This is a genomic window from Micromonospora sp. CA-111912 (assembly GCF_050948415.1).
Classification (GTDB): Bacteria; Actinomycetota; Actinomycetes; order Mycobacteriales; family Micromonosporaceae; genus Micromonospora.
This window is the reverse complement of record NZ_CP192007.1, coordinates 51397-65645: the sequence shown is the minus strand read 5'-3', so window position 1 is coordinate 65645 and position 14249 is coordinate 51397. Positions and strand designations below refer to the sequence as shown.

The following is a 14249-nucleotide window of genomic DNA, read 5'->3' as shown; positions in this document are numbered from 1 at the left end:
CCTCACTCCCGTCCCGGTACGGCCCGGCCGAGCAGGCCGAGGAAGGAACTGTTCAGCAGCGCGGCGTCGGCCGGGCGGATGGGATGGTGCCCGAGCAGCAGGGCCTGCCCATAGAGCGCCTCGACGGCGAGCCCGACCAGCTCCGGGTCGTCGAGGGTGGTGACCCGGCGGACCAGCGGGTTGCGGTGGTTGAGCACGAGCTGCGGGCGGTCCGGCGGGGCGGACGCGGCGAGCGCGTCAAGCACCCCGCCCCACAGCTCGTCGGTCCGGTCCCGGGTCGCGGCGAGCTGGTCGTTGAACGCCGCCGACCGGCTGACCAGGTAGAGCGTCGGCAGCGACACCGGGTCGTACGCCCGGATCACCACCTCGCAGCCGAGCCGTTCCAGGGCCCGCTGCGCCCCGGCGAGGAACGGCCGCAGGGCCAGCTCCACCTGCGGTTCGAGGGCGTCGAAGCGGGTGGTCAGGTCGCTGGGCTCCAGCCGTTCGATGAGCGCCGACCGGTCCACCGTCGGCAGCCGCTCGATCAGCTCGGTGTCGTACGTGTAGCCGGCGTTGACCACGGCCAGGTCCTGCGCGGCGGCGACGGCGGCGAGCTGGCGGAACTCGTCCAGGCTGGCGGCGTACCGGATCAGGCCGTGCTGGTGGCGGAACTCCGCCAGGGTGAGCGTGCCGACGTTGGTGTCCATCGGCCACCACTGGTCGACCAGGCGGAGCATCTCGTCGTCGTGCAGGGCGAGCGCCTTGACCCCCAGGTGGTGCACCTGGAGGAACTCGGCGAGCCGGCGCGGGTCGTGCCGGGCCAGCCGGACCAGCCAGCCGCGCACCTGCGCGCCCAGGGCCTCCCGGGTCGCGGTCAGCAGGGTGTCCTCGTAGAGCGCCTCGCGGCTGGCGGTGGGGCGCAGCTCGCTGGCGTCCACCACGCAGTGGGCGAAGAACGCCCAGTCGGGCAGCAGCCCGTCGGCGTGCTCGGTGAGCAGCATCCGCTTCAGGTACACCCGGTGGCCGGCGCGGGCGGCCGGGTTCACCGGGGTCGGCAGGATGAACGCGACGCCGGTCAGCCCCGCCTCCGGCACCGACAGCGGCACCACGTCGAACGGGTCGACGCCGAGGTGCTGGCGGGCGTACCGGAGCAGGGCCGGGCGATCGGCGGGCGTACCGGGCGCGGTCGGCCAGGGTGGGTCCCCGGCGGTGGTGACCACGTCGCCGACCCGGACGGTGACCGGGAGCAGCGAGCCGTAGAGCCGGGCCAGGTCGGCGACCGTCGCGGTGGCCAGCCACTGGCCGGCGTCGCGGCGCGGCACCAGGGTCACGGTCGTCCCCGGCTCGGCCCGCCGCTGCCCGGCGGGGGCGGTCGCGACGGCGTACCGGCCGTCGGAGTAGCCGGTCCAGAGCACCGTCGGCTCGTCGGCGTGCCGGGTGACCACCCGGATCTCGTCGGCGACCAGGAAGCAGGAGAGCAGCCCGATGCCGAACTGGCCGAGGAACTCGTGGCGGGAGAAGCCCAGCTCGTCCCTCTTCGAGCTGCGGCCGATGGTGGCCAGCAGCTCGTGCACCTGCGCCTCGGTGAGACCGACGCCGGTGTCGTGCACCCGCAGCGTGCCGTCGCCGGTCAGCTCGGGCGGCTCGATACGGACCAACGCCGGGGCGTCGGGCTCGGTGGCCCGACGCGCGGTGATCGCGTCCACCGCGTTCTGCATGAGCTCACGGACGTAGACCCGTGGGCTGCCGTAGAGATGATGACTGAGCAGGTCGACCACGCCTCGGAGGTCGACCTGGAAGGTGCGGTCCACGCCTGCTGCTCCCCGGTCCGGTGCCGGCGCTCACCGTACCGGTGATCACCGACGGCCGGCTGTCCCCCCGTACGCCGGAACTTGACCCTCGACCGGGTTGAGCCCCGAGGGTCGGCCGCATGACCCGTACTGCCCCGGCCGGCCACGCCGCTCCCGGCGCGCCCCGCCCAGTCGGCCTCGGTCGCGACTACCGGCTGCTCTGGTCCGCCGCCGTCTCCTCCCGGTTCGGCGACAGCCTGCGTACCCCCGCCCTGGCCCTGCTGGCCGCGGCGCTGACCCGCGACCCCCGGGCGGTGGCCGTGGTGACCGTCGCCGGGCAGCTCCCGCCGCTGCTGTTCGGCCTGCTCGGCGGCGTTTACGCGGACCGCTGGGACCGCCGCCGGACGATGGCCGCAGTGGACGGGCTGCGGGCCGCAGTGGTGGCCGGCCTGGCCGCGCTGGTCGCCACCGGCCGGGCAGGCATCGGCGCGCTGGCGCTGGTCGCGTTCCTGCTCGCGGCCCTCGGGGCGTTCTTCGACGCCGCGAGCTTCGCGGTGCTGCCCACCGTGGTGCCACTGGACCGGCTCGCCGCCGCCAACGGCCGTCTCCAGGCCGGCACCGCCGTGGCGGGCGGCCTCGTCGGCGCCCCCGTGGCCGCCCTCCTCTTCACGGCCGCCGCCCCGCTCCCCTTCGCCCTCGACGCCGCCACCTTCGCCGTGGCCGCCATCCTCGCCCTGGCCCTCGCCCCCACCCAACCTCCGCGATCTTGCACTTGCGGCCCCGACGGATCACCACAAAAAGGGCAGGATGCGGGCCACAAGTGCAAGATCACCCGGAGGCGGGCGGTGTGGGGCGAGGTCTGGGTGGGGGTTCGGTGGGTGTGGGGGGACCGGGTGCTGGGGCGGGTCACCGTGCTGACGGCCGTGACGAACCTGGCGATCAGTGGGCTGATGGCGGTGCTGGTGCTGTACGCCCTGGAGGTGCTGCGCGTGCCCGAGCCGGTTTACGGGGTGTTCCTCGCCGGAGCGGTCGGCGGCGGGCTGGCCGGGGCGTTGGCGGCCGGGCGGCTGGCCGGGCGGTTCGGCACGCTGCCCGTGCTGCGCCTGGTGCTGGTCGGGCAGGCCGTGGCGCTGACCGGGCTCGCCCTGGCCCGCCACCCGGTACCGGGTGGCCTCGCGCTCGCCGCCTTCGCCGCCGGCACGGCGCTCTGGAACAGCCTGTGGACGTCGTACGGCCAGCGTCACGTACCGGCCGCGCTGTTGGGGCGGGTCGGCTCGACGCAACGGGTGGCCGGGCTGCTGACCGCGCCGGTCGGCGCGACGCTGGCCGGACTGGCCGGGCGCGCGTACGGGCTGGTGCCGGTGGGCTGGGCCGCCGCCGGGGTGTTCGTCGTGGCCGCCGCCGTCGGCTGGTGGACCCTGCGTCCCCACGACAGGGGAACCGCCGGTCAGCCGGCGAGGCCGCCCGGCTGTTCGCCCCGCACGACGGGGGCCCGGACCAGGTTGCCCCACTCGGTCCACGAGCCGTCGTAGTTGCGCACCTGCGGGTAGCCGAGCAGGTGACGCAGCACGAACCAGGTGTGGCTGGACCGTTCCCCGATCCGGCAGTACGCCACCACGTCGTCGGCCGGGCTGAGCCCGAGCTGGTCGGCGTAGATGGCGCGCAGTTCGTCGGCGGACCTGAACGTGCCGTCGTCGTTCGCGGCGGCCTTCCACGGCTTGTTCACCGCACCCGGGATGTGCCCGCCGCGCAGCGCGCCCTCCTGCGGGTAGTCCGGCATGTGTAGCATCTCGCCGGTGTACTCGCCGGGCGAGCGCACGTCGACCAGCGGCCGTCCGGCGGCCACGTGCGCCAGCACCTGCTCCCGGTACGCCCGGATCGGCGCGTCGTCGCGCTGCGGCACCGGGTACTCGGCGCGGGGCCGGGCCACCCTGTCCCGGGTCAGCTCGCGCCCCTCGGCGGCCCACTTCTGCCGGCCGCCGTCGAGCAGCCGCACGTCGGCGTGCCCGAAGAGCGAGAAGACCCAGAGCGCGTACGCGGCCCACCAGTTGAAGTTGTCGCCGTAGAAGACGACTGTGTCGTCGCGGCCGATGCCCTTGGCGGCACACAGCTCGGCGAAGCTCTTCGCGTCCAGGTAGTCCCGGGTCACCTGGTCGTTCAGCTCGGTGTGCCAGTCGACCTTCACGGCACCCGGGATGTGCCCGGTGTCGTAGAGCAGCACGTCCTCGTCGGACTCGACCACCACCAGCCCCTCGTCGCCCAGGTGCTCGGCCAGCCACTCGGTGGTGACCAGCCGCTGCGGGTCGGCGTACGACTGGAGGCGCGGGTCGGGATCGCTCGGCACAGGCATGAGTCCCAAAGTACGCCGGTTCCCCGACGGGATGCGGACGGTCAGGCCCGGCGGTACACCAGTCGGCCGGCCACCACCGTGGCGAGGCAGGTTCCGTCGTCGGCGAAGACGACCAGGTCGGCCCGTCCGCCGACGACCAGCGCGGGCGGCCGTACCCGATCGAGGACCGCGACGTCGCCGCGGACCGCCGCCGCCCGCAGGCCCGGGTCGGTGAGGTGCGCGGCCGGAACCGCCGCCGCCCCGGAGCGGAACAGCGCGTGCACCCGCTCGCGCGGGGTGGGGGCGGCCGGCAGCGGCCCGTCGTGCACCAGCGCCGGCCCGAGGGTCCCGGCCCACCGCCGCACCCGCACCCCTGGGTACGCCGCGAGCAGCTCGTCCAGCGGCGCGACCGCCTCGATCCGGCTCCCGGCCACCAGCACGGCCCCGCCGGGCCCCGGCGGATCGTCGAGGGTGTGCCGCAGCAGCCGCGCGGCGTGCAGGGTGGGCACGTCAGTCGGCGAACGGGCCGAGTCGGGGCCGCTTCGCGGTGACCGTGTCCCCGGACGACCGGCCGGTCAGCCGGCGCTTGATCCACGGGGCCAGGTGCCGGCCCGCCCAACGGAGGTCGGCGGCGCGGGCGGCCAGCCAGGGCGTCGGCGCCGGGTGCGGCGGGACCATGAGCCACTCCTCGTCGCAGCCGATCCCGAGCGCGGTCAACACCTGCGCGGCGACCCGCCGGTGCCCGGCCGCCGACAGGTGCAGCCGGTCGGTGCTCCACAGCATCGGGTTGAGGAAGGTGTCGTCGGCGTACAGGTCGACCAGGATCGCGCCGTGCCGCTCGGCGGTCGCCCCGACCGCCTGGTTGAGCAGTTGAACCCGGGGGGCGACCAGGCGCTGGCCGGGCAGCCGGGCCATCACGTCGGCGAACCGGAACAGCACCACGTCCGCGCCGCCCGAGCGCAGTCGGCCGACCACGTCGTCGAAGCGGGCCGCCAGGGCGTCCGGGTCGAAGGTGCGGCGCAGCACGTCGTTGCCGCCGGCCGCGAAGCTGATCAGGTCGGACTTCATCGCCAGCGCGGCCGGCACCTGTTCGGCCACGACGTTGGGGAAGAGCCGGCCCCGGATCGCCAGGTTCGCGTACCGGAAGTCGGGGCCGGCCCCGGCCGCCAGCCGGGTGGCCACCAGGTCCGCCCAGCCACGGTAGGAGCCGTCCGGGTACGCGTCGTCCATGCCCTCGGTGAAGCTGTCCCCCACCGCCACGAAACTGCGCCAGCGCACGCCGCCTCCCGTGTCCTCGGATCGTTCCGTGGCGATCAGTCTGGCACTGCGGCGGTTGCCCCGGGCACCGGCCCGAGGGGGACGTGTCACAGGTCCCAGGGAGCGCCCGTGAGCCGGTGCGGGCGGACCAGCGGCCGGTCGCCCAGGCAGGCAGATCCCCGGGCGTTATCCGCGCACGTTGCTCGATGAGTGCGTTCTGTTCTTCCGATTTTCGCCGTCATGGCCGTGACTTCGGTCGGGGTCGCTGCCCGGTGACAGTCCTGGCTGGAATCCGGCCATGGTCCGCCTGCCGAGAGCCTTGTGGGTAAAAGGGCGTGGACGCTTCCTCACGGATCGGTCCACAATCTGTATCGGCGCAATAACGCGATTGCAGAGCGCACTGTTTGCAATTCGTTCTGCAACCGTCGCCCGGGCTTGACCTGCGCCCGGTCGGAGCCGTATCGGGTCGCCTGACCGGGGTTCCGTAAACTCGCCACATGTGCTTTGATGGCTCCACGCTGTATCGATGAATCTTCGATTCAACTGGATTTCCGACCTCGCCGCTACCGGCTTTGACCGTTGGTTGCGTAACGTAACCTCCATTTACGCGTTGCGTGACCTAACATTGGACTAGGGGTTTACCACATGGTGGCAAATAGCGAGACGTCTGCCGGTGGAGGCTTTGAAGTCGAGTACCACATCAATGACCGGAATAATGGTTACCCCGTTCGTTCCGTGCAGGTCGAGGCCACCCAGGACGAGCTGGCCGGGTTCCAGAAGGACGGGTATCTGCTGCGCCGAGGGCTGGTCCCGAAGGAGTGGATCGCGGAATTCGGGGCGGCCCTGGACCGGATCGCGGCCGAGGAGATCAGCCACCCGACTGCGGAGCGGTTGCCGAACAACGGGCTGTACGTCCGCGCCCTGCTGGACAAGGACGAGGTCTTCCACCGGCTGATCCGCTACCAGCCGACCCTCTCCGTGGCGCGCTACCTGCTCGGTCCCCAGGTCGCCTTCGGCGTGGAGGCCCGGATGGCCTTCGAGGGCGTGGCCAACGCCGGGGTCAACTGGCACATCCACCTGCGGGTGGTCCCCGACCCGATGCCGCCGTACTTCGTGTACCCCCACCAGGTGCACGGCCTCATCTACCTCGACCGGGTCGGCGCCGACGAGGGCGCGCTCTGTGTGCTGCCCGGAAGTCACCAGCAGACGACCCTGAAGCTGCCCAACGACTCCTCGGACCAGCCCGGTCAGCAGAAGCTCTACTTCGAGCCGGGCGACTGCATCCTGATGCACGGCAACCTGTGGCACCGTACCGAGCCGACCGCCGAGACCTGTGGACGACGCCGGCTGATCCTGTTCGGCTACTCGCCGTCCTGGCTCAAGAGCGAGATCACCCGTGGTGTGCCGGTGTCTTCGGCGCTCACCGACGAGCTCCGCGCGAGCGGCGACCCGGAGATCGTGGAGCTTCTCGACGGGTTCCACTGGTGAGATCGGTCGCCACCACGGCACCGTACGGATCCTGGAAGTCCCCCGTCAGCGAGGACCTGCTGGCCGAGGACCGGGTGGTGCCGAGCTGTCCGCTGGTCGTCGGACCAGCGGTTCTCTGGGTCGAGCTGCGGCCGGCCGAAGGTGGCCGTTACGTGCTGGTCCAGCAGGTCGGGGACGGGCCGCCCACGGACGTGACCACCTCGGAGTTCAGCGTCCGCAGCCTCGTCTACGAGTACGGCGGCCTCGCCTACGCCGGGTCGTCGCGGCACATCTTCTTCGTCAACGGCGACGACCAGCGGATCTACCGGATGGACCGGGACGACGGGTCCACCCGGCCGATAACCCCCGCGGTTGCCGACCGCCGGGTGCGCTTCGGTGATCTCACCCTCAGCCCGGACGGGAGCCGACTGGTCTGCATCCGGGAACGGCACACCGACGAGGGCGTACGACACGACATCGTCGCGATTCCCACCTCGGGCGCAGCCGACCCGGTGCCGCTCTGCGGCGGACACGACTTCGTGACGGGACCCCGGTTCTCGCCCGACGGGTCCCGGCTCACCTGGCTCACCTGGGACCATCCGAACATGCCGTGGGACGGCACCGAGCTGTGGGAAGGCACTCTCGGCCCGTCAGGTGACCTGGTCGGGACGCGACTCGTGGCCGGCAGCCGGACGGAGTCGGTCGTCCACCCCGGCTACGCCCCGGACGGCACGCTGCACTACGTGTCCGACCGGTCCGGCTTCTGGAACGTCTACCGTGACGACGGCGTGCGGGGGTACCGGGTCGGCGGTCTGGACGCGGAGTTCGCGGAACCGTCGTGGCACTTCGGGGAGCGTCCCTACGGCTTTCTCGCCGACGGCACCCTGGTCGCGGTGTGGACCAGCGACAACAGTGGTCAGTTGGGCCTGTCGGAACCGGACGGGGAGCGGTTCGTTCCGGTAGATACGGGCTTCACCTCCTTCACCGATCTGTGTGTCGCCGGAAGTCGCGCGGTCGCGGTGTGTGGTTCGGCGGACCAGGTGAGTGCGGTCGTGGAACTCGACCTCACCGGCGGCAGGCAACACCGTGTGTTGCGGAGCAGCCGCCGTACGCTGGTCGGACCGGAGTACCTGTCGACGCCGCGCTACCTCGAGTACGAGTCGACAGACGGCGCCACCGCACGGATGCTGTACTACCCGCCCCGCAACGGCGATTTCACCGCACCGCCCGGGGAACTGCCCCCGCTGATCGTCCTCTGTCACGGCGGACCGACGTTCTCGGCGAGCCCGGCCCTGAACTACGCCGTGCAGTTCTGGACCAGCCGCGGCTTCGCCTTGGCGGACGTCGACTACCGGGGCAGCTCCGGCCACGGACGCCGGTACCGGGAGGCGCTGCGCGGCCGCTGGGGCGTCGTCGACGTCGCCGACTGCGAGCACGCGGCCCGCCGGCTGGTGAAGTTGGGGTTGGCCGACCCGGACCGGCTGGTCGTCAAGGGAGCGAGTTCGGGTGGCTTCACCGCGCTCTGCGCGGCCACCTTCGGTGACCTCTTCGCGGTCGGGGTGTCCTACTACGGGGTGGCGGACGCCACCTCGATAGCCGCGGGTACCCACAAGTTCGAGTCGTCCTACCTGGAGTTCCTCATCGGCAGCCTGCCCCGGGACATCGACCGGTTCCGGGAGCGCTCGCCGCTGTTCAACCTGGACCGGCTCAGGGTGCCGCTGTTGCTCTTCCAGGGCGCCGAGGACCGGGTGGTGCCGCCGGACCAGACGGCCCGGCTGGCCGAGGCGCTGCGACACCGGGGCGTCCCGCACCAGTACGTCGAGTTTCCCGGTGAGCAGCACGGGTTCCGGCTGGCCGAGACGATCCGTACGGTCGCCCGCACCGAACTCGCCTTCTACGGCGCGGTCCTCGGGTTCGCGCCGGCCGGGTCGCCCGGGTCCGGGGCGATGGAGGAGGCGCGGCTGTGACCACCGACCGGTTTCATCTGTAGGAGACGAATCGATGACGGAGCGGACACTGGACATCCTGCGACCGGCCCCGCTGGCCCCCGGCTCGCTGGTGCGGATCATCAGTCCCGCGTTGCCCTCCATGGCCTTCGCCACCGTCCGGGCCGAGCGGGCCAAGGCCGCGCTGGAGGGGTTGGGCCTGCGGGTCGACTTCTCCCCGAACTGCTTCGAGGTCTCGGACGACGGCTGGTCGGCCGGCACCGCGCAGATGCGCGCCGACGACCTGCACGGCGCCTTCGCCGACCCGGAGGTCGCCGCCGTGCTCTGTGCCGCCGGGGGTTCCACCTCGGCTGAGCTGTTGCCCCACCTCTCCCCGTCGGTGTTCGCCGACAACCCCAAGCCGCTGATCGGGCGCTCGGACAACATCGTGCTCAGCGCCTTCCTGGAGAACCGGGCCCGGGTCTCCTCCTTCGTCGGCGTGACCTACGTCTTCCAGTTCGGGGAGCTGGCCGTCCCCGGGGAGACCCTCACCTCGTTCCGCCAGGTCCTGATGGCCGACGATCCGGTCACGTACCAGGTGTCGGCCTCCCGGACACTGGGCGGCCGGAACTGGCGGTCGCTGGCCCAGGACGAGACTCCGCTGGAACGCCCCCGATCCGGCCACCACGACTGGCTCCGTCCGGGGGTGGGCAGTGGCCCCCTGCTCGGCGCGGAGTTGAGCGTCCTCCCGAGGCTGATCGAGGCGGAGCTGCTGGACCCCACCGGTTGTGTGCTGTGGTGGGACCCCCTCAAGCCGGAGCTGCCGTACACCCACGAGCACCTCGAACAGCTGGCGAAGCTGATCGATTTCCGCACGTTGAACGGGATGCTGATCGGGGACAACCCATGGGTCGACTACGAGGAGTGGTTGACCCTGATCGGGGGGTTCGTCGACCGGCACCTCGGCGGCACGGACTTCCCCATCTTCGTCGGCGGCGACTGCGGGCACTACGACCCGGCGTGGGTACTTCCCTACGGCGACCGGCTGGTCCTCGACTCGGAGCGGGGCGTCATCTACCGGGACGGGGAGAAAGCCGGGTACGGCGACCACATCCGTGGAGGCAAAGATGTCCGCTGACGACAGCAACCTGGCGGCCGTGACCGATGTCTTCGAAGAGGTTCTCGGGAAGAAGGTCGGCCCGGATGACAACTTCTTCAAGCTGGGCGGGCACTCGTTGCTCGTGGTCCAGGCGATCGCACTGCTGCGCCACACCCACAGCCTCAGGGTGCCCGCACGGCAGTTCCTCGACCAGGGCACACCCGCCGCCATCGCCGGAGCCTGCACCGTGGTCGAGCGCCCCCAGACGGAGCACCACCGGGACGAGATGACCGCCGGCCGCTAGACATCCGCCGGAACGGAGAACCGGGGCGACAGCAGAACCGCCCGTGGGCGCCGGAGGCGCGCAGGGTGCGTATGAGGGCGAGAAGATATGAACGTTGTCACGGAACCGACGAATTCGACCAGTTACAGCGACGAGGGGGCCTTTCACCAGCGGGCCCTGGACCGCGACCTGACCATCGCGGTGGTTGGCCTCGGCTACACCGGTCTACCGCTCGCGCATGCCTTCGCTGCCACCGGCTTCACGGTGCACGGCGTGGACATCGACGACGTCAAGGTGCAGCAGCTCCGTCGGGGCAGGTCGTACCTGCCGGACATCAGCGACGAGCAGCTCCGCGCCGTGGCCGACCGCCTCCACCTCGCCCTGGACGCCCGGGATGTGGGCTCGGCGGACGTGGTGATGGTGTCCGTCCCCACCCCGGTCACCGCCGACGAGCAGCCCGACCTCACCTTCGTGGACAGCGCCTTCGCCTCACTGGCGCCGATGATCGGACCGGGCACGGTGGTCGTGCTCCAGTCGACGGTGCCACCGGGAACCACCCGGCGCTGGGCGCAGCGGTTGTCCGCCGAGACCGGGCTCACCCTGGGCCGGGACCTCTTCGTGGCGTGCGCGCCCGAGCGGGTCAACCCGGCCAACCGGGACGGCTGGACGATCACCAACACCCCCCGGGTGGTCGGTGGCGTCAGCGCGGCCTGCACCCGTCGGGCCGCGACCGTGCTGACGTCGATCTCCATGAAGGTCACCGAGCTGTCCGACGCGACGGTCGCGGAGATGAGCAAGCTCCTGGAGAACAGCGCCCGGCTGGTCAACATCAGCTTCTCGAACGAGATATCCGACCTCTGCCACAAACTAGGTGTCCCGGTGGACGAGGTGATCCGCGCCGCCGCCACCAAGCCCTTCGGGTACCTGCCGCACTGGCCGGGGCCCGGGATCGGGGGCGAGTGCATCCCGGTCGATCCGCTCTTCCTCATCACCGAGGCGGGGCGGCAGGCCGTGCCGATGCCGATCATCGAGGCCGCGCACCGCCAGGCCAGTGCCCGTCCGCTCAAGGTCGCCGTCCGCGTGGCGGAGATGCTGGCGCGGGTGGGCACCCCGATCGAGACCAGCAGGGTGCTGGTACTCGGTGTGGCGTACAAGCCGAACGTGCCCGACCTGCGTAACGCACCGGCCCTGAGCATCATCGGCCGGCTGCTCGCCAGCGGCTCCACAGTGGACTACTGCGACCCGTGGGTGGCCGAACTCGACATCGACGGCACCGTCCTGAGCTCGCTCGACGTGCAGAAGCTTCCGCTCGACGAGTACGACTGCGTGGTGCTGGTGACGCCGCACGAGGCACTCGACGGCACCATCGACTGGCAGCAGTGCCGGCTCGTGCTCGACACGGTGCACCGGGTGCCGGCGGCGCCCAACGTCGAGCGGCTGTGACCGTACGGCCCGGCCCGGCTCCTGGCCAGGACGGCACGGGGCGGGCCGTCGAGCAGCCCGCCCCGTGCACCTGGCCGATCAGGCCGAGGCGAGTGCCTCACGCAGCGCCTTGAGCGCCTCGTCGATACGGCTCGGGTCGCGTCCCCCGGCGACGGCGATGCGGCGGTCCCGCCCACCGCCGCCCCCACCGACCAGCTTTGCCGCCGCCCGGACGAAGGAGGGTGCGTCGCCGACCCGGTCGTCGACCGCGACCGCGAGCGCGACCGAACTGCCGTCCGCCGATCCGATGAGACCCACCGCCGAGATGCCCGGCTCGTTCAGCACGGCCAGCGCGAGGCTCTTGAGCTGCCCCTGGTCGCGGCCGTCGCAGCGGGCGACGATCAGCCCGCCGTCCGCCTCCCGGGCCAAGTCCCTGGCCAGGTACCGGTCGATCTGCGCGGTCAGCTGACGGCGTTCCCGCTCCCCGGCCTTCTGCGCCTCCTGCAACCGCCCGATCGCCGCGGGCAGTTGGTCAGGCGTGGTGCGGACCGCGCCGGCCGCCGCCTTCAGCAGCTGGCGCTGGCGGCGGTTCTCCTCGAACGCCCGGGCACCGGTGAACGCCTCGATGCGGCGCAGGTTGGCGCCGACGGAAGACTCCGACGTCACCACCAGTTCGCTGATCTCACCCAGGGCGGAGACGTGGGTGCCGCCGCAGAGCTCCATCGAGTGCTCTCCGGCGCGGATCACCCGCACCACCTCGCCGTACTTCTCGCCGAAGAACGAGATCGCCCCGGCAGCCTTCGCCTCCGCCTGGCTGGAGTGCTTGATCTCGACCCCGCCGTTGCTGCGGATCTGCTCCGCGACCAGGTTCTCCGCCTCGCGGAGCTGCTCGTCGGTGAGGGGGGAGTGGTGGTTGAAGTCGAACCGGAGGTAGTCGGGTGCGACCAGTGATCCCTGCTGGCGGGCCTGCGTACCGAGCACCTTGCGCAGGGCCCAGTGCAGCAGGTGGGTACCCGTGTGGCTGCGCCGCAGCGAGGCACGCCGATCGGCGTCGACCGCCAGGGCGACGGTCTCGCCGACACCGAAGGTGCCCTGCTCCACCTCCACCTGGTGGCGGATGACGTTCGGCAGCGGCGCGTCGGTGTCGAGCACCCGGCCGTGCCCACGGGGACCGGTGATCGTACCGGTGTCGCCGATCTGGCCGCCGCCCTCCGGGTAGAAGGGGGACGCGGCGACGTACACCTCCACCCGACCCGGCTCGGAGTGGGGAAAGACCCCGGTCACCTTCGCCTCGGTGGCGAGCGTCTCGTACCCCAGGAAGTCGGTCACGCCGTGCTCGTCCCGGACCACCTTGGCGTTGGCCGCACCGTTGTCGACCGCGCCGGCCTTCGCATCGGCGCGGGCGTGGGTGCGCTGCTGCGTCATCGCGGCCTCGAACCCGGCGTCGTCGACGCCCAGTCCCCGCTCCCGGGCGATCTCGCGGGTCAGGTCGATCGGGAAACCGTAGGTGTCGTGCAGCTTGAAGGCGACCTCGCCGGGGATGGTCGTCGACCCCGCGGGAACCGCGCTGTCCAGCATCCCGAGCCCCAGCGAGAGGGTCTCCCGGAACCGGTGCTCCTCCCGCTCCAGGGTGCTCTGCACCTGGTCGATCACCTCGGTCAGATCGGGGTACCCCGAGTGCATGACCTGGGCGACGCGGCCGGCCATCTCCGCCAGTACCCCCCGACGGGCGCCAACCCGCTGGGCGTGCAGGGCGGCCCGCCGGATGATCCGGCGCAGCACGTACCCGCGCTCCTCGTTGGAGGGCACGACGCCGTCGGCGATCAAAAACGAGATGGCGCGGGAGTGGTCCGCCACGATGCGGAGGCTGACGTCACGCTCCGCGTCCGACCCGTACGTCGCGCCACAGAGCTGCTCGGCGTCGCCGATCAGGCGCCGCAGCACGTCGGTCTCGAAAACCGAGTTCGTGCCCTGGATGATCGGCAGGATCCGCTCCATGCCGGCCCCGGTGTCGATGTTCCGCTGGGGCAGGGGTTCGAGTTCGCCGCTCTCCGGCCGGTTGAACTCCATGAAGACGAGGTTCCAGATCTCGACGTAGCGTTCCTCGCCGCCGTGCGCCGGCCCGCCCTCGTGACCCCACTCCGGGCCCTTGTCGAAGAAGATCTCGGAGGACGGCCCGCACGGGCCCGTACTGCCCATCTCCCAGAAGTTGTCCTCGCCCAGCCGGTGGATCCGGTCGGCGGGCAGGCCCACGACGTCCCGCCAGAGCTGCGCCGCCTCGTCGTCGCTGTGGTGCACCGTGGCCCACAGCCGGTCGGCGGGCATGCCCAGCACCTCCGTCAGGAAGTGCCAGGCGTGGGAGATCGCGCCTTCCTTGAAGTAGTCCCCGAAGCTGAAATTGCCGAGCATCTCGAAGAAGGTCAGGTGGCGGGTGGTCCGGCCGATGGCCTCGATGTCGTCGTGCTTACCGCGTACCCGGACGCACTTCTGCGAGGACGTGGCCAGCCGGTACGGCGCGGCCTCCTCGCCGAAGAAGTAAGGAAGGAACTGCACCATTCCGGCGTTCGTGAACAGCGGAGCGGCCGGGTGGGCCGGGATCAGGCCCGCGGATGCCACCCGGGTGTGGCCGCGTTCGACGAAGTACTGCAGGAACGCTGATCGTAGTTGATCCGCGGTCATCGGACCGGACACGGAACTA

General features: G+C 71.6%; 11 protein-coding genes. 6 read left to right on the top strand and 5 right to left on the bottom strand.

The genetic code is table 11. From position 1 onward, the window contains the following. Positions 1 to 2: 2 nt before the first annotated feature. Entirely contained in the window at positions 3 to 1790 is a 1788-nt protein-coding gene (locus ACQPZO_RS00270; protein ID WP_433345923.1) for an HSP90 family protein, read from the bottom strand. A 119-nt stretch (positions 1791 to 1909) separates the two neighbouring features. Between ACQPZO_RS00270 and ACQPZO_RS00265 the strand changes: the two genes are divergently transcribed. Further along, positions 1910 to 3301: an MFS transporter gene (locus ACQPZO_RS00265; protein WP_433345921.1), complete on the top strand. Its 1392-nt coding sequence runs from the start codon at positions 1910 to 1912 to the stop codon at positions 3299 to 3301. Here ACQPZO_RS00265 and ACQPZO_RS00260 read toward each other — a convergent pair. From ACQPZO_RS00260 to ACQPZO_RS00250, 3 genes are read right to left on the bottom strand one after another with little or no spacing between them, the layout of a single operon-like run. Beyond that, positions 3217 to 4119 (bottom strand): sulfurtransferase, encoded by a 903-nt coding sequence (locus ACQPZO_RS00260; protein WP_433345919.1) that lies wholly within the window; start codon positions 4117 to 4119, stop codon positions 3217 to 3219. The two genes, ACQPZO_RS00265 and ACQPZO_RS00260, sit on opposite strands and share 85 nt — an antisense overlap. 41 nt (positions 4120 to 4160) lie before the next feature. Further along, positions 4161 to 4607 (bottom strand): imidazolonepropionase-like domain-containing protein, encoded by a 447-nt coding sequence (locus ACQPZO_RS00255; RefSeq protein ID WP_433345917.1) that lies wholly within the window; start codon positions 4605 to 4607, stop codon positions 4161 to 4163. Position 4608: 1 nt separating this feature from the next. Further along, positions 4609 to 5376, bottom strand: coding sequence for an SGNH/GDSL hydrolase family protein (locus ACQPZO_RS00250; protein ID WP_433345915.1), 768 nt, complete (start codon positions 5374 to 5376; stop codon positions 4609 to 4611). A 714-nt stretch (positions 5377 to 6090) separates the two neighbouring features. Between ACQPZO_RS00250 and ACQPZO_RS00245 the strand changes: the two genes are divergently transcribed. From ACQPZO_RS00245 to ACQPZO_RS00225, 5 genes are all read left to right on the top strand, one after another. Then, positions 6091 to 6843, top strand: a complete 753-nt coding sequence (locus ACQPZO_RS00245; RefSeq protein ID WP_433345913.1) for a phytanoyl-CoA dioxygenase family protein — start codon at positions 6091 to 6093, stop codon at positions 6841 to 6843. Further along, entirely contained in the window at positions 6840 to 8789 is a 1950-nt protein-coding gene (locus ACQPZO_RS00240) for a prolyl oligopeptidase family serine peptidase (protein ID WP_433345911.1), read from the top strand. Before ACQPZO_RS00245 ends, ACQPZO_RS00240 begins: the two co-directional genes overlap by 4 nt. Before the next feature lie 34 nt (positions 8790 to 8823). Continuing rightward, positions 8824 to 9885 (top strand): LD-carboxypeptidase, encoded by a 1062-nt coding sequence (locus ACQPZO_RS00235; protein WP_433345909.1) that lies wholly within the window; start codon positions 8824 to 8826, stop codon positions 9883 to 9885. Further along, complete coding sequence (locus ACQPZO_RS00230) at positions 9875 to 10150, top strand: phosphopantetheine-binding protein (protein WP_433345908.1); 276 nt, start codon at positions 9875 to 9877, stop codon at positions 10148 to 10150. The genes ACQPZO_RS00235 and ACQPZO_RS00230 overlap by 11 nt, the downstream gene beginning before the upstream one ends. 87 nt (positions 10151 to 10237) lie before the next feature. Then, positions 10238 to 11572 carry a nucleotide sugar dehydrogenase gene (locus ACQPZO_RS00225; protein ID WP_433345906.1) on the top strand — a complete coding sequence of 445 codons (1335 nt, stop codon included), beginning with the start codon at positions 10238 to 10240 and terminating at the stop codon, positions 11570 to 11572. Positions 11573 to 11650: 78 nt separating this feature from the next. Here the strand turns inward: ACQPZO_RS00225 and alaS are convergent, their stop codons facing one another. Continuing rightward, positions 11651 to 14242 carry an alanine--tRNA ligase gene (gene alaS / locus ACQPZO_RS00220; protein ID WP_433345904.1) on the bottom strand — a complete coding sequence of 864 codons (2592 nt, stop codon included), beginning with the start codon at positions 14240 to 14242 and terminating at the stop codon, positions 11651 to 11653. Between the last annotated feature and the right edge of the window lie 7 nt (positions 14243 to 14249).